Consider the following 21,076-nt stretch of genomic DNA (forward strand, 5'->3'; position numbering starts at 1 on the left):
AGATAAAGAACCGGTGCCGCAAGTTACTCTGTATAAGCAAGTTACCCTGTACAAAATCAGGCAAAGCGAAAGGAGGCATGCCGTCCATGTCCTTTGGTGATACATTTAAGGCCCTGTCCGACCCCACCCGCCGGGAGATACTCAATCTGTTAAAGCAGGGAAGCATGACCGCGGGGCAGATTGTGGAGCATTTTGACACAACCGGTGCCACCATTTCCCACCACCTGAACATACTCAGGCAGGCAGGTCTCATAGAGGACCGGAAATCAGGAAAATATATTTATTATGAGCTGAATACCACCGTATTCCAGGAAGTCCTTTCCTGGCTGCATTCATTAATGGAGGAAGACAAACATGAAGAAGATTAACAGAAAAATATCCAAGTGGGATATATTATACTGGATGCTGGCCTTTGTGCCCTTTCTTATTTCCCTGCTGTTTTATAACCGCCTGCCGGAGCAGGTTCCCACCCACTGGGGTTCGGACAATGTGGTCAACGGTTATTCCAGCCGCAACATGGCGGCGTTTGGCATACCTGCCTTTATGCTTCTCATGGCAGCCATGGTAAATGTAATTTACCGGATTGACCCCAAACGGGAGAATATCAACCGTTCCATGGAATTAAAACAGATTTCGCGGTGGTTCGTGGTTCTGCTGGCCGTAATGGTCCAGTTTGTGATTGTCCTGTCCGGAATCGGTATGGACATTGACGTGGGCAGTCTGGTAAGCATCCCCATAGCACTGATGTTTGTGGCGGCAGGCAATTATTTGCCCAAATGCAGGCAGAATTATACTATGGGCATCAAGCTTCCATGGACTCTGGCAGATGAAGATAACTGGAACAGAACCCACCGCATGGCAGGGTATGTATGGACGGCAGGGGGCATACTGATGCTGGTTATGGGCTTTTTTCATCTGGCGTCTTTGTTCTTTCTTGTTTTCATGGCAATGGTCCTGATTCCAAGTGTGTACTCCTATCTGATTTACCGCAAGAAGCAGAAAGGGATTTAGACGGTTACGTTATTTAAAATTCATGGAATCATATAAACGGCCCTGCTTTGTGCAGGGTCTTTTGTAATGTGCAGAATATCTGTAATACCGGGAGGAAATGCTGGCTGAGGAAAATTTAGGCATGGTGCCGTCACATACAGGATTGAATAAATGGAGGGTTTGAAGTATAATAAACGGGATAATGAATCAGAAGGAGGACATCATGGCAGTATCAAATGTATATTACACCAACATGAGGACCACACTTACGGAAAATCTCCTGCAGAAGCTGGAGAGACTGGTGAAAAAGGCCGGCATGATGGATATTGACTTTAACAACAAATACACTGCAATCAAGATTCACTTTGGTGAACCTGGAAACCTGGCTTATCTGCGTGCCAACTATTCCAAGGTTCTGGTGGATTTAATCCGGTCCCAGAAGGGCAGGGTATTTCTGACCGACTGCAATACCCTCTACGTAGGGCGGAGAAAGAATGCATTGGACCACCTGGACGCTGCTTATGAAAATGGCTATAATCCCTTTACCACGGGATGTCATATTATCATTGCCGACGGCCTTAAGGGAACGGATGAAGCCCTGGTTCCCATTGACGGAGAGTATGTAAAGGAAGCAAAGATTGGCCGGGCCATCATGGATGCGGATATCGTCATTTCCATGACCCATTTTAAGGGCCATGAGGCCACCGGGTTCGGCGGAACCCTTAAGAACCTGGGCATGGGCAGCGGCTCCCGAGCCGGTAAGATGGAAATGCACAATGCCGGCAAGCCGTTTGTACATACGGATACATGTATTGGATGCGGCGCCTGTCAGAGAAACTGCGCCCACGGCGCCATCACGGTCCGGGAACGCAAGGCTTCCATTGACACAAACAAGTGCGTTGGATGCGGACGCTGCATCGGCGCCTGTCCCGTAGACGCAGTGGATTCCATGTGTGATGAGGCCAATGATATCCTGAACCGGAAGATTGCCGAATATTCCCTGGCAGTGCTGAAGGGACGCCCTAATTTCCATGTGAGCCTGGTGGTGGACGTATCCCCCAACTGTGACTGCCATTCGGAAAATGATGCCCCCATTGTGCCTAACGTGGGTATGTTTGCCTCATTTGACCCGGTAGCCCTGGATATGGCCTGCGTGGATGCGGTAAACCGCCAGCCCGTGCTTGCCGGAAGTTTCCTGGCGGAACAGGACCATCATAGCCATGACCATTTCATCAATACACATCCGGATACAAACTGGGAGACCTGCATTGACCACGCTGTGAAGCTGGGACTTGGCAATAAGGAATACAATCTCATTACCATCTAAATTACCATTCAGAACCTGACCATAAGGAGGATACAGGAAATATGAGCAGACAATCATTAGACACAATCTGTTTACAGGGAGGATGGGAGCCGAAGAACGGCGAGCCCAGACAGCTTCCTATCTACCAGAGCACAACTTTTAAGTATACAACCAGCGAGCAGATGGGCCGTCTTTTTGACCTGGAGGAGAACGGTTATTTCTATACCAGGCTGGCGAACCCCACCAATGACGCAGTGGCATCAAAAATCTGCCAGCTGGAGGGCGGCGTGGGAGCCATGCTCACTTCCTCAGGTCAGGCAGCCACATTTTATGCAATCCTTAATATCTGCCAGGCAGGAGACCATGTAATCAGCTCCTCCACCATATACGGCGGTTCCACCAATCTGTTCACTGTTACCTTCCCCAAAATGGGAGTGGAGTGCACCCTGGTGAATCCGGATGCAGACGAGGAGGAACTGGCAAAGGCATTCAGGCCAAACACTAAGGTGGTATTTGCGGAGAGCATTGCCAACCCCGCCCTGACCGTGCTGGATTTTGAAAAGTTTGCACGTCTTGCCCACAGTCATGGGGTGCCTCTGATTGTGGATAATACCTTTGCAACCCCCATTAACTGCCGTCCCTTTGAGTGGGGGGCGGATATTGTCACGCACAGTACCACAAAATACATCGACGGCCATGCAGCTACGGTGGGCGGATGTATTGTGGACAGCGGCAACTTTGACTGGGAGGCCCATCATGACAAATTCAAAGGTCTGACAGAGCCTGACGAGTCTTATCACGGCATTGTGTATACCCGGAAATTTGGCAGGCTGGCCTATATCCAGAAGGCCACAGCCCAGCTTATGAGGGATTTGGGTTCCATCCAGTCCCCGCAGAATGCATTTCTCATCAATATTGGCCTGGAAACCCTTCATTTAAGGATGCCAAGACACTGTGAGAGCGCATTTAAGGTGGCTTCCTATCTTCAGTCCAGGGAGGATGTGGCCTGGGTGAAATATCCGGGACTTCCGGGGGATAAGTATTATGAGCTGGCCCAAAAATACATGCCGAAGGGCACCTGCGGCGTTATTTCCTTTGGTTTAAAGGGCGGGCGTCAGGCGGCTTCCGTGTTTATGGATAAGCTGAAGCTGTGCTCCATTGAAACCCATGTGGCTGATTCCAGGACAGCTGTGCTTCATCCGGCCAGCCATACCCACCGTCAGCTTACGGATGAACAGCTGGTGGAGGCGGGCGTGGACCCGTCCATGATTCGTTTCAGCGTTGGACTGGAGTCTGCCGATGATATTATTGAGGATATCCGCCAGGCGTTGGAAGATTAAGAGGTTTGAGAAAGCAGAGTCCGGCAGGGTTTAAAACCTTGTGTGGCTAACATATGTGACAGACAGAAAGGGAGCTGTCCGCTTGCAGTAACGATGTAAGCGGACAGCTCCTTTGGCAGTTGGGATATTGTGTCTGCATTTTTCAAGAAGAGGATGGCTTAACGGCAGGTTGATGTTTACTGATGGCCAGTACTTTTTGCCGGATACAATCAGCCGTAACATGAACCGATAATAAGTCAAATAAAATGCTTGACAAAGATAACTGTATCATGTATAGTTACAGTATGAACTGTAACAAACGATATTACATATAGATAAGGAGAATAGCGATGAAGGAGAATATGAAGGAGAACAGGACAAAATACGATGCAGTTATAATCGGCTTTGGAAAAGGCGGAAAGACCATGGCAGGAGCTCTTGGGGCGGCCGGGAAAAAGGTGGCGCTTATAGAGCGGTCTTCAAAAATGTATGGCGGTACCTGTATTAATGTGGGCTGTATTCCTACCAAATCACTGGTGTACAGGGCAGGGCTGGCAGCGGCCAAGGGCGGATCCTTTGAGGAGAAGGCCGCAGCCTATAAAGCAGCCATGGAGCAGAAGGAAGACCTGACAGCGCGGCTTCGGGGAAAGAATTACCAGAAACTGGACAGCAGCCCCAACATTACAGTGATTGATGGAACCGCCAGTTTCCAGTCACCTCATGTGGTGGAAGTGGAGAAAGACGGAAGGACCTTCCAGGTGGAAGGAGAGCAGATATTTATTAATACAGGCTCATCCGCTTTCATACCTCCCATCGAGGGACTGAAAGGAAATCCCTATGTTTACACCAGCGAAGGCCTTCTGAACCTGACCCGGCTGCCGGCCAGGCTGGTTATCATCGGCGGCGGCTACATAGGCGTAGAATTTTCTTCCATATATGCAAGTTTTGGCTCAAAAGTGACCATACTTCAGGATGGAGATGTATTCCTTCCCAGGGAGGATGAGGAAATTGCAGGAGCTGTCAGGGAGTCCCTGGAGTCCAGAGGCATCCATGTCATGACCGGGGTCAGGGTAAAGGCGCTGGAACAGGCCGAAGGAAGGGCCCTGGTGGTTGTGGATACAGGAAAGGAAGTTCAGAAGCTGGAGGCCGAGGCTGTCCTGGTAGCCACAGGGCGCAGGCCAAATACAGCCGGACTTAATCTGGAAGCAGCCGGTGTCCAGGTAGGACCCAGAGGCGGGATTGTAACGGATGATTCCCTGACCACCACAGCGCCTCATATCTATGCCATGGGCGATGTGAGGGGCGGACTGCAGTTTACATACATTTCCCTGGATGATTTCAGAATCGTGAAGTCCAAGGTTCTGGGAGATGGAAGCTACACATTGAAGAAAAGAGGCGCTGTGCCTTACAGTGTTTTCCTGATTCCGCCTTTCTCCAGAGTGGGATTAAGTGAAAAAGAGGCAGTGGAAAAGGGTTATAAGGTAAAGATAGCCAGACTGGCGGCGGCAGCCATTCCAAAGGCCCAGGTGCTGGAACAGCCGGCCGGGCTGCTTAAGGCAGTGATAGATGAGGAGACAGGACTAATTCTGGGAGCCCACCTGTTCTGCCAGGAATCCTATGAGATGATTAATCTGATTAAGCTTGCCATGGATGCAAAGGTGCCATATCAGGTGCTGAGGGATACCATCTACACCCATCCGACCATGAGCGAGGCCTTTAATGATTTATTTGCAGTATGACAATGTCACAAAAAAAGATAGAATATATGACACAAAACATCACACATAAAAAGGAGACACACCTATGGGATTTTCATTCGATATCAGCGTACCGGTTCTGACGGTATTCATACAGGGACTGGTCAGCTTTTTCTCTCCCTGCGTCCTGCCCCTCATACCCTTATACATCGGGTATCTCTCCGGCGGTACCGGGAAGCGCGGTGAGGACGGCCGCATGCACTATGAACGGAGCAAGGTAATGCTTCACACGCTCTGTTTTGTCATCGGCGTCAGCTTTGCCTTCTTCCTGCTGGGACTGGGATTCTCCACCCTGGGAACCTTCTTTAAGAGCAACCAGCTTTTCTTTGCCAGGGTGGGAGGAATCCTGGTGGTGCTCTTTGGATTTTATCAACTGGGATTTTTTGGTAAGAGCGGAGCCATGGGAAAGGAGCACAGGCTGCCTTTCAAGCTGGATATGCTGGCCATGTCGCCGGTGACTGCCCTGGTTATGGGCTTTACCTTCAGTTTTGCATGGACGCCCTGTGTGGGACCGGCCCTTGCAAGCGTTCTTCTCATGGCGGCATCTGCCAGTACAAAGGCATTGGCCTTTGGCCTGATTGGAGTTTATACACTGGGATTTGTACTGCCGTTCCTTGCAGTGGGATTGTTCACCACTTCTCTGCTGGAATTCTTTAAGACCCATGGCAATGTGGTGAAATACACGGTGAAGGTGGGAGGAATCCTGATGATTTTCATGGGCCTTCTGATGTTTACCGGAAGAATGAATGCAGTGACAGGATACCTTTCCAGGTTCCAGTCCCAGTCTTCGGTCCAGGGCAGCCAGGAGCCGGGAAAGGGCGGCAAAACCCCGGCGGCTGCTGATACGGAGTCCGAATCCGGTGACAGCGAATCTGAAACAGAAGGTATTAAGGCTCAAACCAAAACCGCAGATGGGGCAGAAGAAGCAGATACCGCTGAAGAAAAGACCGCAGGTGCAGTGAATCCGTCTGACACACCGGATACAAATAAAGCCAATGCAGCAGACGGAAATGCAGGGGAAGAAAATGGGACGGACCAGTCCGGCGCCGGAGAACAGGATGTGCTTCCAGCCGTTGATTTTACGCTTAAGGACCAGTACGGCAATACCCATTCCCTGTCAGATTACAAGGGAAAGACCATATTCTTAAATTTCTGGGCCACATGGTGTCCGCCCTGCCGGGCAGAGATGCCGGATATACAGAAAATATACGAAACCTATGATACGGAAGGGGATGACGCCCTTATTGTACTGGGGGTGGCCGGACCGGGATATGGCAATGAAAAATCGGAAGAGGGAATCAAAGAATTCCTGGAGGAAAACGGATACACATATCCGGTGCTCATGGATACCACGGGCGAGCTGTTCAGCGCATACGGCATCTATTCTTATCCCACCACGTTTATGATTGACAGGGACGGAAACGTATTCGGATACGCCAGCGGACAGCTGAACGAGGACATGATGAAAAATATCATAGAACAGACAATGGAAGGAAAACGGAGATAGAAAGATGAACAGAAGCAGAGCCAGAGCCATAAGAAGAAAATACCATAGAAGGACAAGAGTAACGGTCCGTAAGGCATGGCTCCTGTCAGCTCTGGCTGCGGCTGTCATAATCTACGGAGCAGCAGCACGAATCAGGGAAAGGGGACGGGAGGCCAAAGGAGCCCAGGTAAGCATAGAAACACCGGGCAGCACGGAAATGACAGGAGCTTTGGATTCAGGACGTCTGGGAAACGTATCGGTTGGAAATATAAAGCTGGACGGACTGACCATGGAACAGGCTGCATCCAAGATAAGGGAGGCATACCGCTGGGATATGAAGGTCCGGGATGGGGAAGAGAGCATTGCCCTGGAAGACCTCACAGGTCCCCAGCTGGATAAAATACTTGAAACCATAGAACACGCGGATAGGGATAAGCCCCAGAGCTATGAGCTGGATTATGACCGTCTGGAACAGGCATTTGCGGGACAGGCAGCGGAGCTGGCCCAAAAATGGGACAGGGGGGCGGCGGATTCCCAGATGGAATCCTTTGACAAGGACGCAAAGACCTACCGCTATACCCAGGAACAGTATGGACGCAGCCTGAAGCAGGAGCAGCTGGTGGAGGAACTGATGGAGGCAGCCAGAAAGGGTGAGTTCCGGACGGAAATCCAGGCGGCCTTTGATTCCATAGCGCCCAAACGGACGGCTGCCCAGGCCAGGGACCAGTACAAGGTAATTGGTACCTTTACCACCACCACAACGGATAATAAGAACAGGAACCAGAACATCCGTCTTGCATCAGATGCCATAGACGGTGTGGTGTTAAAGCCCGGGGAGGAATTCTCCTTTAACCTGGCCACAGGCAACCGCACCAGCGAAAAGGGCTACCAGCCCGCCGGTGCCTACAGGAATGGTGTCCTGATAGAGGAACCGGGCGGCGGCGTGTGCCAGGTTTCCACCACGCTGTACCATGCCATCATCAATTCAGGATACAAGACAACGGAGCGGAATTTCCACAGCTTTGCGCCCAGTTATATTGATAGGGGACAGGATGCCATGGTTAGTTTTGACGGCTATGCAGGACCCGACCTTAAATTTGTCAATACCCAGGACACTGCCATTGGCCTTAGGGCGTCCTTTGACGGAAAACAGCTGAAGCTTTCCATTGTCGGTCTGCCCTTGCTGGAAGAGAATGAACGCATTTCCATGCGTTCAGAAAAGGTCAGGGACCTGGAACCGCCGGAGCCTGTTTATGAGGAAAACCCGGAACTGGCATACGGGGAAGAGAAGATAGTGGAGCAGGCCCAGCCGGGCTCGGTCTGGAAATCATACCGCATTCTCACAAAAGACGGTCAGGTGGAGGAAGAAACCTTTCTTTACACCAGTACCTACAAAGCAAAGCCCGCTAAGATACAGCATAATTCAGCTGCCCTGCCGTCTGCAGGGGACCAGCCCCAGGCAGATGCAGGAGAAAACAATCAGGAAGGACAGACAGCGGGAACAACGGAAGGAACGGCCGGGGAGGCAATCATTCCGTTTGGCTCATGATTGGGTCTGGTCAGCGGGAGTTGACGCTGCACAGGCTGTGATATAATGTATGATATGAAAAAACAAGTGCATTTTCCTGTGAAAAATGGTATGATTTAGGGTAAGACAGCAGCAGGCTGTTACAGGTAGGAAAGGGGAATCGGAAAAGTGACAAGTGAATTTACCATTGCGGTGCATGCGCTGGTTTTTTTGAATCACAAGGGGACTGTGTATTCCAGCGAAGGACTTGCAGAGAATGTCTGTACCAATGCTGCCAGGATACGTAAGGTCATGGCAAAGCTTAAGAAGGCGGACCTTGTGAAGACAAAGGAAGGGGTGGACGGCGGTTATCTGTTCCACCGTGACAGCAGGGACGTGAATCTGTCCATGGTGGCTGAGGCCCTGGATACGCCCTTTGTGGCTGCTTCCTGGAAAAGCGGCAATCCTCACATGGCCTGTCTCATATCGTCAGGCATGGCAGGAATTATGGATGAGCTCTATGGAGAGCTGAACCAGTGCTGTCAGGCATATTTAGAGAAAGTGACCATTGCTGATTTGGACAGTAAGATTTTCACCGGTACACAAAGGGCTGAAACGGCCGTATAAAGACAAAGGATTACCCCTGAGCGTGTTTGAAAATTCATTCCCGGCGTTTCCCACAAAGTGGGACGCACAGCTGGCGGAACGCAATTTTCTGACACGCTTTCGTGAGTCACACCGGCCGAGGCCGGTTTTTTGCCAGGGGTTTTTAAGCGACGCGAGAGGAGAAAAGGGACAGGATGAAGAAACTAAGGGGATTATTCCGGATTATATTTGGAAGGACGGCCTTTGTGGTTCTGTTCATGGCCATACAGGTGGGAATTCTGTTTGGAGCCTTCCGGTGGCTGGAAGAGTACATGCACATTGTATACGCCATATCCATCCTTCTGAGTGCGGCTGTCATCATCTATATTTTCAATGAACCCATTAACTCCAGCTTTAAGCTGGCCTGGATTGTGCCGGTTCTGGTGATTCCGGTGTTTGGCGTCCTGCTGTACATCTTTGTGCAGATGCAGTTCCAGACAAAGCTTCTGGCCCGCCGCCTGAAGAAAACCATAGGGGACACAGCTCCCTATCTCAGGCAGGATGAGGCGGTCCAGGAGCGAATCAGGGAGGCCAGCAAGAGAAGCAGCCACCTCATTGACTACATGAAGGACCATGCAGGGTATCCCGCCTACGGCAACACCCATGTGGAATACTTTCCTCTGGGAGAGGATAAGTTTGAGGCGCTCATGAGGGAGCTTAAGGGGGCCCGGCACTTTATTTTCATGGAATATTTTATTGTGGAGCGGGGATACATGTGGGACAGTATCCTGGAGGTGCTGGAGGAGAAGGTTAGGGAGGGAGTGGAGGTCAGGGTCATGTATGACGGTATGTGCTGCCTTATGCTCCTGCCGTACCATTATCCCAGGGTGCTGGAGAAAAAGGGCATCCGCTGCAAGATGTTCTCGCCCATTAAGCCCACCTTATCTACCTATCAGAATAACAGGGACCACAGGAAGATTGTGGTCATAGACGGACATACGGCCTTTACAGGCGGAGTGAACCTGGCGGACGAGTACATTAACCGCAAGGTGCGGTTCGGTCACTGGAAGGATACGGCCATCATGCTGAAGGGAGATGCGGTTCAGAGCTTTACCATGATGTTTCTGCAGATGTGGAACGTGACGGAAAAACAGCCGGAGAATTATGGGAAATACGCTGTTCCCGCAGACTATGAGCATCCCCTGGCCGCGGACCATTCCGGCTTTGTGCTGCCCTATGGGGACAGTCCCATGGACCGTGAGCAGGTGGGAGAGCGGGTCTATCTGGATATCCTGAACCAGGCCAGGAATTATGTCCATATTATGACGCCCTACCTGATTCTGGACGATGAGATGGTCAATGCCCTGAGTTATGCTGCCAAGCGGGGCATTGACGTAAAGCTGATTATGCCCCATATACCGGATAAGAAGTATGCCTACATGCTGGCCAGGACCTATTATCCCGATTTGACGCGGGCCGGCGTGAAAATCTACGAATACACCCCGGGATTTGTCCATGCAAAGGTATTTGTCAGCGATGATGAGAAGGCGGTGGTTGGCACCATTAATCTGGATTTCAGAAGCCTGTACCTGCATTTTGAATGCGCGGCCTACATTTACCGGAATCCGGTGGTTTTTGACGTGGAGCGGGATTTCGAGGAAACACTTAAAAAATGCAGTCTTATCACCATGGAGGACTGCAAAAATTACAGTTGGATGGGGAAGAAGCTGGGACGTCTTATGCGCCTTATTGCCCCGTTAATGTAGTTGTCAATGACGAAAACCAGAAAATATGTCTGTGGAAAGCCGGAATTCATCTGTGCGTTCACAGGCATTTTTTAGTTGCTGATTTTGTTCCCTTATCACAAAATGAACACATTACTGTGATAGAGTATTAAAAAATAAAGGATAACACCATTGATTTGAGAGGAGCAAAAGCAATGAAAAGACCATATGCAGCCTGCCGTTACATATGCGGTTCCCTGGCAGCTGTTACTGCAGTGACCTCAGCTCTGCCTATGACCGTTATGGCCAATACATCATCCGCAAACTTTGATATGAGAAAACAGGTGGTGAACCTGACCGGCATTCTGAATGTGACGGACTACACGGGACAGGTGACCCGAGGTGATTTTGCCAGGATGCTGGTAAATGCCTCCAGCTACCGGGAAAACCTTCCTGCCTCCAGCGTGTCCGTATTTGCGGATGTGCCGGGCACCCATCCGGATGCCGTCTATATCCGCATAGCGGCGTCCCAGGGCTGGATGACCGGTTTCCTGGGAGGGCTCTTTAAGCCGGAGGAATACATTACATATAAGGACGCGGTGAAGGCATTGCTGACCATGCTGGGCTATTCAGACGAGGATTTCACCGGAGACCTGGCATCCTCGCGCATTTCCAGATTCAACTATCTGGAACTGAACGAGGAGGTGAACCGCCAGCCGGAGGAAGTGCTGAACCAGACAGACTGCATGAACATATTCTACAACCTGCTGAAGACTAAGAAAAAGGGCAGCAGCGAGATATACGGGACTGTTCTGGACTGCGAGCTTAACTCTGACGGGGAAATCAATCCCATTACCATCCTGGATGATGAGCGCAAGGGACCCATCCTGGTGCGCAAGGGCTTCAGCGTAATTCAGTCCGTGCCCTTCGGTTCGGAAAACGCCAATGTGTTTTTAAACGGAACAGCCAGCACACTGGAGGCAGTGAAGACATCCCAGCAGGATGCAGGCTTTGCCGTTGTCTACTACAATGTAAAGTCCAGGACCATATGGGCCTACACCACCAGGGGGTGGGATGACGATGACCTGGAGGGCAACAACGCCTATGTGCTGTTAAAGGGCGAGGTTAAGAACATTTATTATAAGTCCACGGACGTGATGACCCCCACATCCATCCGCCTGGAGATTGATGACGACAATTCGGACGGTGATTTTGGGGAGGATGGAATTGACGAGGACGGATATCTCACCATCAGCCTGAATTCCTCGGAGCTTCAATACCTGTTTTCCATCTATGGCAGCATAGAGGTAGGAGACGAAGTGGTCATGGTATGCAATAAGAGCGGCAGCAGCTACACAGCAGTTGACGCCATAGAATATTAAGGGTGAGGTGCGGTATGGAAGAGAAGAAGAAAGGCATCCTGCGCTTTTTAAAGCCCTCTCCGGGCAAAATTCAGAAAGATACAGCGCCTGGAGCCGCTGCCCAGGTAAGGAAGGGCGGAAACGGAAAGAAAAAATGGGTAAAGCCCGTTGTGTTCCTGCTGATACTGGGAGCCGGGGCCGCCGGGGCCATGACCTTAAGAGGCATGAAGGCAAAGGCAGCCACTGCCCAGGCACAGTCCCATAATACGGCTGCGGTGGAACGCAGGGATATTACCTCGGAACTGTCCTCATCGGGAACCCTTAAGGCCAAAGACACATACAGCATTACTTCCATGGTGGAAGGAGAGGTATTGTCCGCTGGCTTTGAAGAGGGAGACCAGGTGGAGAAGGACCAGGTGCTCTATGAAATTGACAAGTCCAGCATGGAGTCCCAGCTGACCAGCTCAGTTAATTCCCTGGCCAGGTCCCAGTCCTCCTATGAGGATGCCCTGGAAGATTATAATGACGCCCTGAGTGATTACAGCGGAAACACATACAAAGCCACCGACACAGGATATATCAAGGAACTGTATATCAGCCCCGGGGATAAGGTGAGCGGCAACACCAAGCTGGCTGACGTTTACAGCGATGACGTGATGGAAATAAGAATCCCTTTTTTATCCGGGGAAGCAGCTGTTATAGGAGCCGGAATGCCTGCGGCAGTCACCCTGACGGATACGGGGGAACAGGCGGCGGGAACGGTTAAGGCAGTGGCAAACCAGGAAACCGTCCTGACAGGCGGACGGCTGGTGCGGGTGGTTACCATACTGGTTCCGAACCCCGGAGGTTTGACCACATCCATGAAAGCCACGGCCAGGATTGGGGAATTTACAGGCAGTGAGGATGGGGTGTTTGAGGCATCAGTGGACACTACCATGAATGCCGACCTGTCAGCCAGCGTGGAGGTGGAATCACTTCTGGTAAATGTAGGCGACTATGTTACCAGGGGAACACCTGTATTTAAGATGACAGATAAATCAGCGGATAAACTGATTCAGAATTACAAGGATGCGCTGGACAAGGCGGAGGAGAGCGTGGAGTCGGCCCAGAACAAGTTGGACAGCACCCAGGACAGCTATGATAATTACACCATAAAGGCGCCTATCTCCGGTCAGGTTATTACAAAGAATTTTAAGGTGGGAGACAATATAACCAAGAACAGCTCCAGCACCACAGTATTGGCCACCATTTATGATTTGTCCAGCCTGACATTTGAGATGTCCATAGATGAGCTGGATATCAAGAAGGTAAAGGTGGGCCAGAAGGTGGAGGTTGCGGCCGACGCTTTTGAGGGTCAGACATTTTCAGGCACAGTGACCAATGTAAGCCTGGAGAGCACCTACTCCAACGGGGTAAGCACCTATCCGGTGACCGTTACCCTGGATGACATGGGGGATTTGCTGCCCGGTATGAATGTGGACGGGGTCATAACCCTGGAGGAAGCGGATAATGTGCTGGCCATACCGGTGGATGCGCTGATGAGAGGCAACCAGGTCTATGTGAAGGACGACACAGTGACTGAACAGCAGGGACCTGTGCCTGCCGGATTCCGTTCCGTCAAGGTGGAGACAGGTCTGGCAAGCGATACATATGTGGAAATCATAAGCGGCCTTTCGGAAGGCGACGTGGTATATGTGTCTGAATCCAGCAAAAACAGCACCAGCAGCGTCATGATGATGATGGACGGCGGCATGGGCGGTCCGCCCGGCGGAGGCGGAAACATGGGCGGCGGAAACCGCAGCGGGTCCGGCGGGGGAGGAAACCGCGGAGGGACCGGAGGAAACCGTTAGACCGGGCAGGTAACCGTCAGGCGGAGAAAACGTTACGTACGTAAGTCCGGCCTGAATGGGACGTGAACAGGACAGAGAGGAATTGGTGGCAGATGGACAAAACCAGTCAGGAAGAGGCTCTCATTGAGCTGAGACATATCCATAAGATATATTATCTTGGAGGGGAAGAGGTGCGGGCCAACGACGATATCAACCTGAAGATAGACCGGGGCGAGTTTGTGGCCATTGTAGGCAAGTCGGGAAGCGGCAAGTCCACCCTCATGAACATCATAGGAGCTCTGGATGTGCCCACGGACGGCGAATATCTTCTGGGAGGCGAGGATGTGGGAATCATGGATGACAAACAGCTGGCGCGCATCCGCAACAGGATGATTGGTTTTATTTTTCAGCAGTACAACCTGCTGCCCAAGCTTAACATACTGGAGAATGTGGAGCTTCCTCTTCTGTATGCAGGGGTGGGGAATGCAGAGCGCAGGGAACGTGCCATGGCTTCCCTGGAAAAAGTAGGGCTGACGGAAAAATGGAAGAACATGCCCAACCAGCTCTCCGGCGGCCAGCAGCAGAGAGTGTCCATTGCCAGGGCCCTGGCCGGAAATCCTTCCCTGATACTTGCTGACGAACCAACCGGAGCCCTGGATTCCAAGACCAGCCGTGATGTGCTGGGATTCCTCAAACAGCTCAATGAGGAGGGAAACACCATTGTGATGATTACCCATGATAATGCCATTGCCATGGAAGCCAGGCGGGTGGTCAGGATAAAGGATGGGCAGATTAATTTTGACGGAGATGTAAAAGACTATGCTGCAATCATTTAAGCTGGCCCTGAAAAGCATTTGGGGCAACAAGATGCGTTCATTCCTGACCATGCTGGGAATCATCATCGGCGTGGCCGCGGTTATCATACTGGTAAGTCTGGTCAACGGATATATGGGCAGCGTGGTGGAAAGCTTTGCCAGTATGGGAGTGAACCAGATTAATGTAAATGTAACCAACCTGGCCTCCCGCTCCCTGGATGTGGACCGGATGTATGCATTTTATGAGGAACATACAGACCTGTTCGGGGAACTGAGTCCCAATGTGACGTTGTCCTCCACCATCAAATACGGGGATGAATCCATGACATCCACATCCGTGGCGGGCCGCAGTGAACAGTATCTGGAAATCAAGTCCTATGACCTGGAGACGGGCAGGAACATCGCCTATTCGGATATTGTCTCCCGGCAAAAGGTGTGCGTCATAGGCGCGTATGTGGCAAATGAGCTTTACGGCAGTGCGCAGAACGCCATTGGGCAGACCCTTAAGATAGACGGCTACGCCTTTAAAATCATAGGTGTGGCGGAGGCACAGGACGAGGATAACATGGAGGACGGGGGAACCGATGATTTTGTGTGGATTCCCTACAGCGTGGCTGTGAAGATGTCCAGAAATGCAAACATTAACAACTACACATTCACGGCTCTTGACACCAATAAGGCGGACCAGTGCACTGCGGTTATCAAGAATTTCCTGTACGAAACCTTTAAGGATGAGGACCTGTACCGTGTGACGGCCATGAGTGAGATGCTGGATTCCCTGAATGAGCAGATTGCCATGATGAGCGGCATGTTAGGCGGTATAGCGGGCATTTCCCTGCTGGTGGCTGGTGTGGGCGTCATGAACATCATGCTGGTATCAGTGACGGAACGGACAAGGGAAATCGGCATCCGCAAATCCCTGGGGGCGGATAAGGGAACTATTATGCGGCAGTTTGTTATTGAGGCGGCGGTGACCAGTTCCATGGGAGGCGTTATCGGAATCCTGGTGGGCTGTGTTGCCACCACCGTGGTGGGAGCTGCCGTGGGAGTGTCGGCCACCCCCACCTTATCAGCCGTTATCATATCCTTCAGCGTATCCGTTGGAATCGGGCTGCTGTTCGGATATATGCCGGCCAGCCGCGCGGCTAATCTGAACCCAATAGACGCACTGAGAAGCGAATGATGAACAGCTGCCGGGACTGAATCCGGCAGCTGCTTTTGTATTAGATTGGAAACATGGCGGAAAACAATTGATATGGGGCCGTCCTTTCGCTATATTAAAAAAGTATTAACATTTTATAAACACGAAAAGGATAAAGTTAAAATGAAGACGCTTACACCCCAGCTGTTTCTGTCCATGAAACAGTACACAAAGGAACAATTCACAAAAGACGCAGTATCAGGAGTTATTGTGGCCATCATTGCACTTCCCCTGTCCATTGCCCTGGCCCTGGCTTCAGGGGTCACACCGGAACAGGGGCTTTATACAGCCATCATAGCCGGGTTTGTCATCTCGTTTTTAGGCGGCAGCAAGGTGCAGATAGCAGGACCCACAGCGGCCTTTGCCACCATTGTGGCAGGTATCGTCATAAAGAACGGAATGGAAGGGCTGGCAGTGGCCACCATCCTGGCAGGCCTCATTCTCATTATCATGGGCTTCCTGCGTCTGGGCAGCCTGATTCGGTTCATTCCGTATACCATTACCACCGGATTTACCACCGGAATTGCAGTGACTATTTTCATCGGGCAGATTAAGGATTTTCTGGGACTTACCTTCCGGGAATCACCGGTGGAGACCATGGAGAAGCTTATGCAGGTCATCACCTGCATAGGCACCCTGAACACTCAGGCCCTGGCAGTGGGAGCCGTATCTTTGATGATTCTCATCCTGTGGCCCAGGTTCTTTAAAAAGGTGCCGCCGTCCCTGATTGCCGTTGCCACGGCAGCGGTGCTTGTAAAGGCATTGGACCTTAAGGTCAACACCATAGGGGATTTGTATACCATATCCTCCGGACTGCCCGCCTTCCGTCTGCCTGCTGTCAGCTTTGGTCTGGTGCAGAAGGTAATGCCGGACGCCATTACCATAGCTGTGCTGGCAGCCATTGAGTCCCTGCTTTCCTGCGTGGTGGCAGACGGAATGATAGGCGGAAAGCATAATTCCAATATGGAGCTGGTGGCCCAGGGAGTGGGCAATGCGGCGTCAGCGCTTTTTGGGGGCATTCCGGCCACAGGCGCCATTGCGAGAACAGCCGCCAACATAAAGAACGGGGGACGCAGCCCGGTGGCCGGCATGGTCCATGCGGCTGTGCTTATGCTGATTCTGGTATTTCTCATGCCTTATGCCGCCCTGATACCCATGCCTGCCATAGCAGCCATCCTGTTTATGGTGGCCTATAATATGAGTGAGTGGCGCTCCTTTGCCGATGTGGTGCGGACTGCTCCCAAAAGCGACACCGCAGTGCTGGTGCTGACCTTTTTCCTCACCGTTGTGTTTGACCTGGTCATGGCCATTGGCGTGGGACTGGCCCTTGCCTGTCTGCTGTTCATGAAACGCATGGCGGACGTATCTGACATATACGGATGGAAATATGCAGAGGATTACGAGGAGAGCACGGACGGGGAGCGCATTGACCTGAAGCCGGTGCCCAGACAGGCCATGGTGTTTGAGGTGAACGGACCCATGTTCTTTGGCGCTGCGGACAAAATCGGACAGATTCCGCTGGATTCGGACAAGAAGGTGCTGATTCTGCGGATGAGGAGTGTTCCGGCCATGGATGCCACTGCACTGAACAGCCTTAAGAAGCTGAATGAGAGGTGCCGCAAGGCCCGCATTGCCATGATTCTCTCCCATGTAAACGAGCAGCCCATGTCCGTGATGGAGAAGGCGGGATTTGACAGGGAAATCGGAAGGGAGAACATAGCGCCCCGCATTGACGATGCAATCAGCCGCGCAAGGGAAATCCTTTCAGGGGCAAATCCGGCCGATTGACAGAAGCAGACAATCAGTATAGACTGGAACATAGTGTGGGGGAACCGAATATTTCCGGCTGCGCGGGAATAAATTGGGAATACAAAAGAACAGGAAAGAGGACAGGGGTTATGAAGGTTGTGGATATGCACTGCGATACCATCGCGGAAATTTATAAGGACCATAAGAAGGGAGGCAGGGTATCCATACTTGAAAACCAGCTGATGCTGGATTTGAGAAAGATGCAGGCCGGGGATTACGGGCTGCAGAATTTTGCCCTGTATGTCAATCTGGAACAAGCCATGGGAAGGCCCTTTGAATACTGCATGGAGCTTCTGGACACCTTTTACCTGGAGATGGAGGCCCATGAGGATATCATAGGAATCGTCAGGTCCTATGAGGATATCCGCAGGAACTGGGAGCAGGGAAAGATGTCAGCCCTCATCACGGTGGAGGAAGGCGGAACCTGCCAGGGCAAAACCGCGTTTCTGCGGGATTTTTACCGGCTTGGGGTGCGCATGATGACACTGACCTGGAACTATCCCAACGAACTGGCATATCCCAATGCCAGGATAACCCGGGAGGACGGTACCTTCAGGATGGCGCCGGATACAGAGCATGGTCTTACGGATACCGGAATCGCCTTTGTGGAGGAAATGGAGCGCCTGGGGATGGTGATTGATATCTCCCACCTGAATGACGCGGGCATATGGGATGTGTTCCGGCATACCGGAAAGCCCCTTGTGGCCAGCCATTCCAATGCCAGGGCCATTGCCTCCCATCCAAGGAATCTGACAGACCACATGATACGTACTCTGGCCGGGAGGGGAGGCGTTATGGGCATCAATTACTGTACCGCCTTCCTGCGGGATTTCGGACCGGGGGAAGAACCGGTCAGCCGCATATCCGACATGGTTATGCACATGAAGCACATAAGGAATATTGGCGGCATTGGCTGTATCGGACTGGGCTCTGATTTTGACGGAATCAGCGGAACGCTGGAGATGAGGGACGCCGGCAGACTGCCCATGCTGGCGGATGCCATGGAAAAGGAGGGCTTTACAGCCTCGGAAATAGAAGCTGTGTTCTATAAAAATGTGCTGCGGGTGTATAAGGAAGTCCTGTAGCGGGAAAAGCTTTACACAAGTTTTACATTCCCATGAGGTGGATTTTACTTCTGTCTGGTATGCTGTTTACATAGGCTGGTATGCCGGGAAAGGCGGTATTTGGATAATGGAACGGATTTATATTATAGAGGATGACGAAAACATCAGGAATCTGTTGAAAATTGCCCTGGAGGGCTTTGGCTATGCAGCGGAGGGGTTTGAGACAGCAGAGGAAGGCCTGGCCAGAATGAGGGAGGAAAAGCCGGACCTGGCAATCTTTGACTGGATGCTTCCGGGGATGGACGGGACAGAGGCCATCAAGGAGGTAAGGAATACGGAGCAGCTTAAGTATGTGCCCATCATGCTTCTGACCGCCAAGGAAAAGGAGCTTGACAAGGTGGTGGGCCTGGACTGCGGGGCAGATGATTACATGGTAAAGCCCTTTGGAGTGCTGGAATTGTCGGCCCGCATCCGCAGCCTGCTGCGCAGGACGAAGCGGGAGGAAGACCGGGATGTGCTGTCCTACCAGAGCATCCAGGTCAACCGGAAGACCAGGGAGGTGTCCAGCGGCGGCCGCCTGACAGAGCTTACCCTGAAGGAATTTGAACTGCTGGTCTACCTGCTGGAAAACCAGTCCAGGGTGGTGACCAGGGATGAACTGCTCAACCGCATATGGGGATACGAGTACGACGGAGAGACCAGGACCCTTGACATGCACATCCGCACCCTTCGCCAGAAGCTGGGAGAAGAGGGAGGCGGCTGTATCAAGACAGTCCGGGGCGTGGGCTACCGTATGGTGAAGTGACCGGCTGCGGCAGCCGGGTGAAATAAACAAGGTGGGACAACATGACAGGAAACCAAGGAGGAAGATATGCGTAAGGCATTATTGGAACGATTTATCCTGGTACTTTTGGCGGCGCTGTGTATTAACAGCGTCATCTTTTATATTGCCAGCAGCGAGATGATGCTGAGAAATTCCAAAAATGATATGACCTACACCATTAAGGCCGTGGACAGCATTCTGGATTATGACAGGGACCTGATGGAGCAGATGGAGCGGCTGGAGGCGTTTACGGACCAGGATTCCAGCAGGGTGACCCTCATAAGGACAGACGGTACAGTTGTAACGGATTCAGACGCGGACGCAGAGTACCTGGACAACCACCTGGGACGGGAGGAAGTGCGGGCAGCCGTGGAGCACGGGGAGGGGTATGCCAGGCGCTATTCCACCACTCTGAGAAAGACCATGCTCTATGTGGCCTGCCGGTCTGATTATTCGGACATGGTACTCCGGCTGGCCGTTCCCTACTCCGGCATGCAGGAATACCTTCCCATGCTGTTTCCGGCAGCCATTTTAAGTTTCCTCATGGCCATGGCCTGCTCCGTGGTGACCACCCGGCGCTTTGTGTCATCGGTCACCAGGCCTCTGCGCAATATCTCAAAAGCAGTGATGAAGGTAAAGGGGGATTACACGGAGCTTCAGTTTGAAAGCTGCCAGTACCCTGAAATCAACGTGATTGCCGAAACCATTATGAACATGTCAAAGGACGTGAAGGAATATTTAAGCCAGATAGAAAAGGAAAAGCAGATACGCCAGGAATTTTTCAGCAATGCATCCCATGAGCTCAAGACTCCCATCACCTCCATCCAGGGCTATGCGGAACTGCTGGAGAGCGGTATGATACAGGATGAGGGCATGAAGCTGGATTTTGCAAAGAGAATCAAAAAGGAGGCAGCCGGAATGACCGGGCTTATCAACGATATCCTGATGATATCCCGGCTGGAATCCATGGACGCCGAGGTGGTGTTCTCCGAAGTGAGAGTCAGCGTGCTTCTCCAGGAAATCATGGACAGCTTAAAGCCCCTGGCCGCCTCCTGCCAGGTATTTCTCCATGTGGACTGCAAGCCCCTGTGTATCCGGGCAAACCTGCAGCAGATGAAGGAGCTGTTTACCAATCTGGCCACCAATGCCATCAAGTATAACCGGCCCGGAGGCCAGGTGTGGATTACGGTGGGTGAGCAGGGAGGAGACATGGTGGTAAAGGTAAAGGACAATGGTGTGGGAATTCCCAAGGAGAGCCTGGACCGCATATTCGAGCGCTTTTACCGGGTGGATAAGGGCCGCAGCCGGAAACAGGGCGGTACGGGACTGGGGCTTTCCATTGTAAAGCATATTGTGGGTTTCTACCACGGGACCATCCATGTGACCTCTGAACTGGACAAGGGCACTGAGTTTACCGTTGCCATTCCTCTTGACATGAAAAAATAATAAGGTAATTTCTGTAAAAAATAGCAGTTTTTCACTTTATTACTTTAAAATCAC

The 21,076-nt window shown here is 51.7% G+C and carries 17 protein-coding genes; all 17 read left to right on the forward strand.

The window, feature by feature from the left end:
* The first annotated feature begins 86 nt into the window (after positions 1-86).
* The 17 genes from FGS84_RS03140 (at position 87) to FGS84_RS03220 (ending at position 21,022) form a co-directional block, all read left to right on the forward strand.
* Positions 87-368, forward strand: coding sequence for an autorepressor SdpR family transcription factor (locus FGS84_RS03140; RefSeq protein WP_138306195.1), 282 nt, complete (start codon positions 87-89; stop codon positions 366-368).
* A complete protein-coding gene (locus tag FGS84_RS03145; RefSeq protein ID WP_138306196.1) occupies positions 355-1,011 on the forward strand; it encodes an SdpI family protein in 657 nt (218 codons plus the stop codon). Before FGS84_RS03140 ends, FGS84_RS03145 begins: the two co-directional genes overlap by 14 nt.
* Positions 1,012-1,213: 202 nt before the next feature.
* The gene (locus tag FGS84_RS03150) at positions 1,214-2,317 is read left to right on the forward strand and encodes a DUF362 domain-containing protein (RefSeq protein WP_138306197.1); all 1,104 of its coding nucleotides are present in this window, start codon (positions 1,214-1,216) and stop codon (positions 2,315-2,317) included.
* 41 nt (positions 2,318-2,358) lie between these two features.
* On the forward strand, positions 2,359-3,636 hold the full coding sequence (locus FGS84_RS03155) for an aminotransferase class I/II-fold pyridoxal phosphate-dependent enzyme (protein ID WP_138306198.1): 1,278 nt from the start codon (positions 2,359-2,361) through the stop codon (positions 3,634-3,636).
* Positions 3,637-3,965: 329 nt separating this feature from the next.
* A complete protein-coding gene (locus tag FGS84_RS03160; RefSeq protein WP_138306199.1) occupies positions 3,966-5,354 on the forward strand; it encodes an FAD-dependent oxidoreductase in 1,389 nt (462 codons plus the stop codon).
* Positions 5,355-5,418: 64 nt separating this feature from the next.
* Positions 5,419-6,879 carry a cytochrome c biogenesis protein CcdA gene (locus FGS84_RS03165; protein WP_138306200.1) on the forward strand — a complete coding sequence of 487 codons (1,461 nt, stop codon included), beginning with the start codon at positions 5,419-5,421 and terminating at the stop codon, positions 6,877-6,879.
* 4 nt (positions 6,880-6,883) lie between these two features.
* Positions 6,884-8,407, forward strand: a complete 1,524-nt coding sequence (locus FGS84_RS03170) for a VanW family protein (protein WP_138306201.1) — start codon at positions 6,884-6,886, stop codon at positions 8,405-8,407.
* A 147-nt stretch (positions 8,408-8,554) separates the two neighbouring features.
* The gene (locus tag FGS84_RS03175) at positions 8,555-8,992 is read left to right on the forward strand and encodes an Rrf2 family transcriptional regulator (RefSeq protein WP_138306202.1); all 438 of its coding nucleotides are present in this window, start codon (positions 8,555-8,557) and stop codon (positions 8,990-8,992) included.
* Between the two features lie 173 nt (positions 8,993-9,165).
* Positions 9,166-10,716, forward strand: coding sequence for a cardiolipin synthase (gene cls, locus FGS84_RS03180; protein WP_138306203.1), 1,551 nt, complete (start codon positions 9,166-9,168; stop codon positions 10,714-10,716).
* 173 nt (positions 10,717-10,889) lie between these two features.
* Entirely contained in the window at positions 10,890-12,056 is a 1,167-nt protein-coding gene (locus tag FGS84_RS03185; protein ID WP_138306204.1) for an S-layer homology domain-containing protein, read from the forward strand.
* A 14-nt stretch (positions 12,057-12,070) separates the two neighbouring features.
* Positions 12,071-13,885 carry an HlyD family efflux transporter periplasmic adaptor subunit gene (locus tag FGS84_RS03190; protein ID WP_138306205.1) on the forward strand — a complete coding sequence of 605 codons (1,815 nt, stop codon included), beginning with the start codon at positions 12,071-12,073 and terminating at the stop codon, positions 13,883-13,885.
* Between the two features lie 92 nt (positions 13,886-13,977).
* Positions 13,978-14,700 (forward strand): ABC transporter ATP-binding protein, encoded by a 723-nt coding sequence (locus FGS84_RS03195; RefSeq protein ID WP_138306206.1) that lies wholly within the window; start codon positions 13,978-13,980, stop codon positions 14,698-14,700.
* The gene (locus FGS84_RS03200; protein ID WP_138306207.1) at positions 14,684-15,862 is read left to right on the forward strand and encodes an ABC transporter permease; all 1,179 of its coding nucleotides are present in this window, start codon (positions 14,684-14,686) and stop codon (positions 15,860-15,862) included. The genes FGS84_RS03195 and FGS84_RS03200 overlap by 17 nt, the downstream gene beginning before the upstream one ends.
* Positions 15,863-16,003: 141 nt before the next feature.
* The gene (locus FGS84_RS03205; protein ID WP_138306208.1) at positions 16,004-17,668 is read left to right on the forward strand and encodes a SulP family inorganic anion transporter; all 1,665 of its coding nucleotides are present in this window, start codon (positions 16,004-16,006) and stop codon (positions 17,666-17,668) included.
* Positions 17,669-17,778: 110 nt separating this feature from the next.
* A complete protein-coding gene (locus FGS84_RS03210; RefSeq protein ID WP_138306209.1) occupies positions 17,779-18,774 on the forward strand; it encodes a dipeptidase in 996 nt (331 codons plus the stop codon).
* Positions 18,775-18,877: 103 nt separating this feature from the next.
* Complete coding sequence (locus FGS84_RS03215) at positions 18,878-19,558, forward strand: response regulator transcription factor (RefSeq protein WP_347563776.1); 681 nt, start codon at positions 18,878-18,880, stop codon at positions 19,556-19,558.
* Between the two features lie 66 nt (positions 19,559-19,624).
* On the forward strand, positions 19,625-21,022 hold the full coding sequence (locus FGS84_RS03220) for an ATP-binding protein (RefSeq protein WP_138306211.1): 1,398 nt from the start codon (positions 19,625-19,627) through the stop codon (positions 21,020-21,022).
* The last annotated feature ends 54 nt before the right edge of the window (positions 21,023-21,076 follow it).

Origin of the sequence: Clostridium sp. 1001271st1 H5, assembly GCF_005845215.1 — a bacterium.
Taxonomy (GTDB): domain Bacteria; phylum Bacillota; class Clostridia; order Lachnospirales; family Lachnospiraceae; genus Enterocloster.

What these genes read in the sequence shown, in the direction of transcription:
- FGS84_RS03165 (WP_138306200.1), top strand. Translation starts at nt 5,419, where the DNA reads ATGGGATTTTCATTCGATATCAGCGTACCGGTTCTGACGGTATTCATA.
- FGS84_RS03220 (WP_138306211.1), top strand. Translation starts at nt 19,625, where the DNA reads ATGCGTAAGGCATTATTGGAACGATTTATCCTGGTACTTTTGGCGGCG.
- FGS84_RS03210 (WP_138306209.1), top strand. Translation starts at nt 17,779, where the DNA reads ATGAAGGTTGTGGATATGCACTGCGATACCATCGCGGAAATTTATAAG.
- FGS84_RS03150 (WP_138306197.1), top strand. Translation starts at nt 1,214, where the DNA reads ATGGCAGTATCAAATGTATATTACACCAACATGAGGACCACACTTACG.
- FGS84_RS03200 (WP_138306207.1), top strand. Translation starts at nt 14,684, where the DNA reads ATGCTGCAATCATTTAAGCTGGCCCTGAAAAGCATTTGGGGCAACAAG.
- FGS84_RS03205 (WP_138306208.1), top strand. Translation starts at nt 16,004, where the DNA reads ATGAAGACGCTTACACCCCAGCTGTTTCTGTCCATGAAACAGTACACA.
- cls (WP_138306203.1), top strand. Translation starts at nt 9,166, where the DNA reads ATGAAGAAACTAAGGGGATTATTCCGGATTATATTTGGAAGGACGGCC.
- FGS84_RS03190 (WP_138306205.1), top strand. Translation starts at nt 12,071, where the DNA reads ATGGAAGAGAAGAAGAAAGGCATCCTGCGCTTTTTAAAGCCCTCTCCG.
- FGS84_RS03170 (WP_138306201.1), top strand. Translation starts at nt 6,884, where the DNA reads ATGAACAGAAGCAGAGCCAGAGCCATAAGAAGAAAATACCATAGAAGG.
- FGS84_RS03155 (WP_138306198.1), top strand. Translation starts at nt 2,359, where the DNA reads ATGAGCAGACAATCATTAGACACAATCTGTTTACAGGGAGGATGGGAG.
- FGS84_RS03160 (WP_138306199.1), top strand. Translation starts at nt 3,966, where the DNA reads ATGAAGGAGAATATGAAGGAGAACAGGACAAAATACGATGCAGTTATA.
- FGS84_RS03195 (WP_138306206.1), top strand. Translation starts at nt 13,978, where the DNA reads ATGGACAAAACCAGTCAGGAAGAGGCTCTCATTGAGCTGAGACATATC.
- FGS84_RS03140 (WP_138306195.1), top strand. Translation starts at nt 87, where the DNA reads ATGTCCTTTGGTGATACATTTAAGGCCCTGTCCGACCCCACCCGCCGG.
- FGS84_RS03145 (WP_138306196.1), top strand. Translation starts at nt 355, where the DNA reads ATGAAGAAGATTAACAGAAAAATATCCAAGTGGGATATATTATACTGG.
- FGS84_RS03185 (WP_138306204.1), top strand. Translation starts at nt 10,890, where the DNA reads ATGAAAAGACCATATGCAGCCTGCCGTTACATATGCGGTTCCCTGGCA.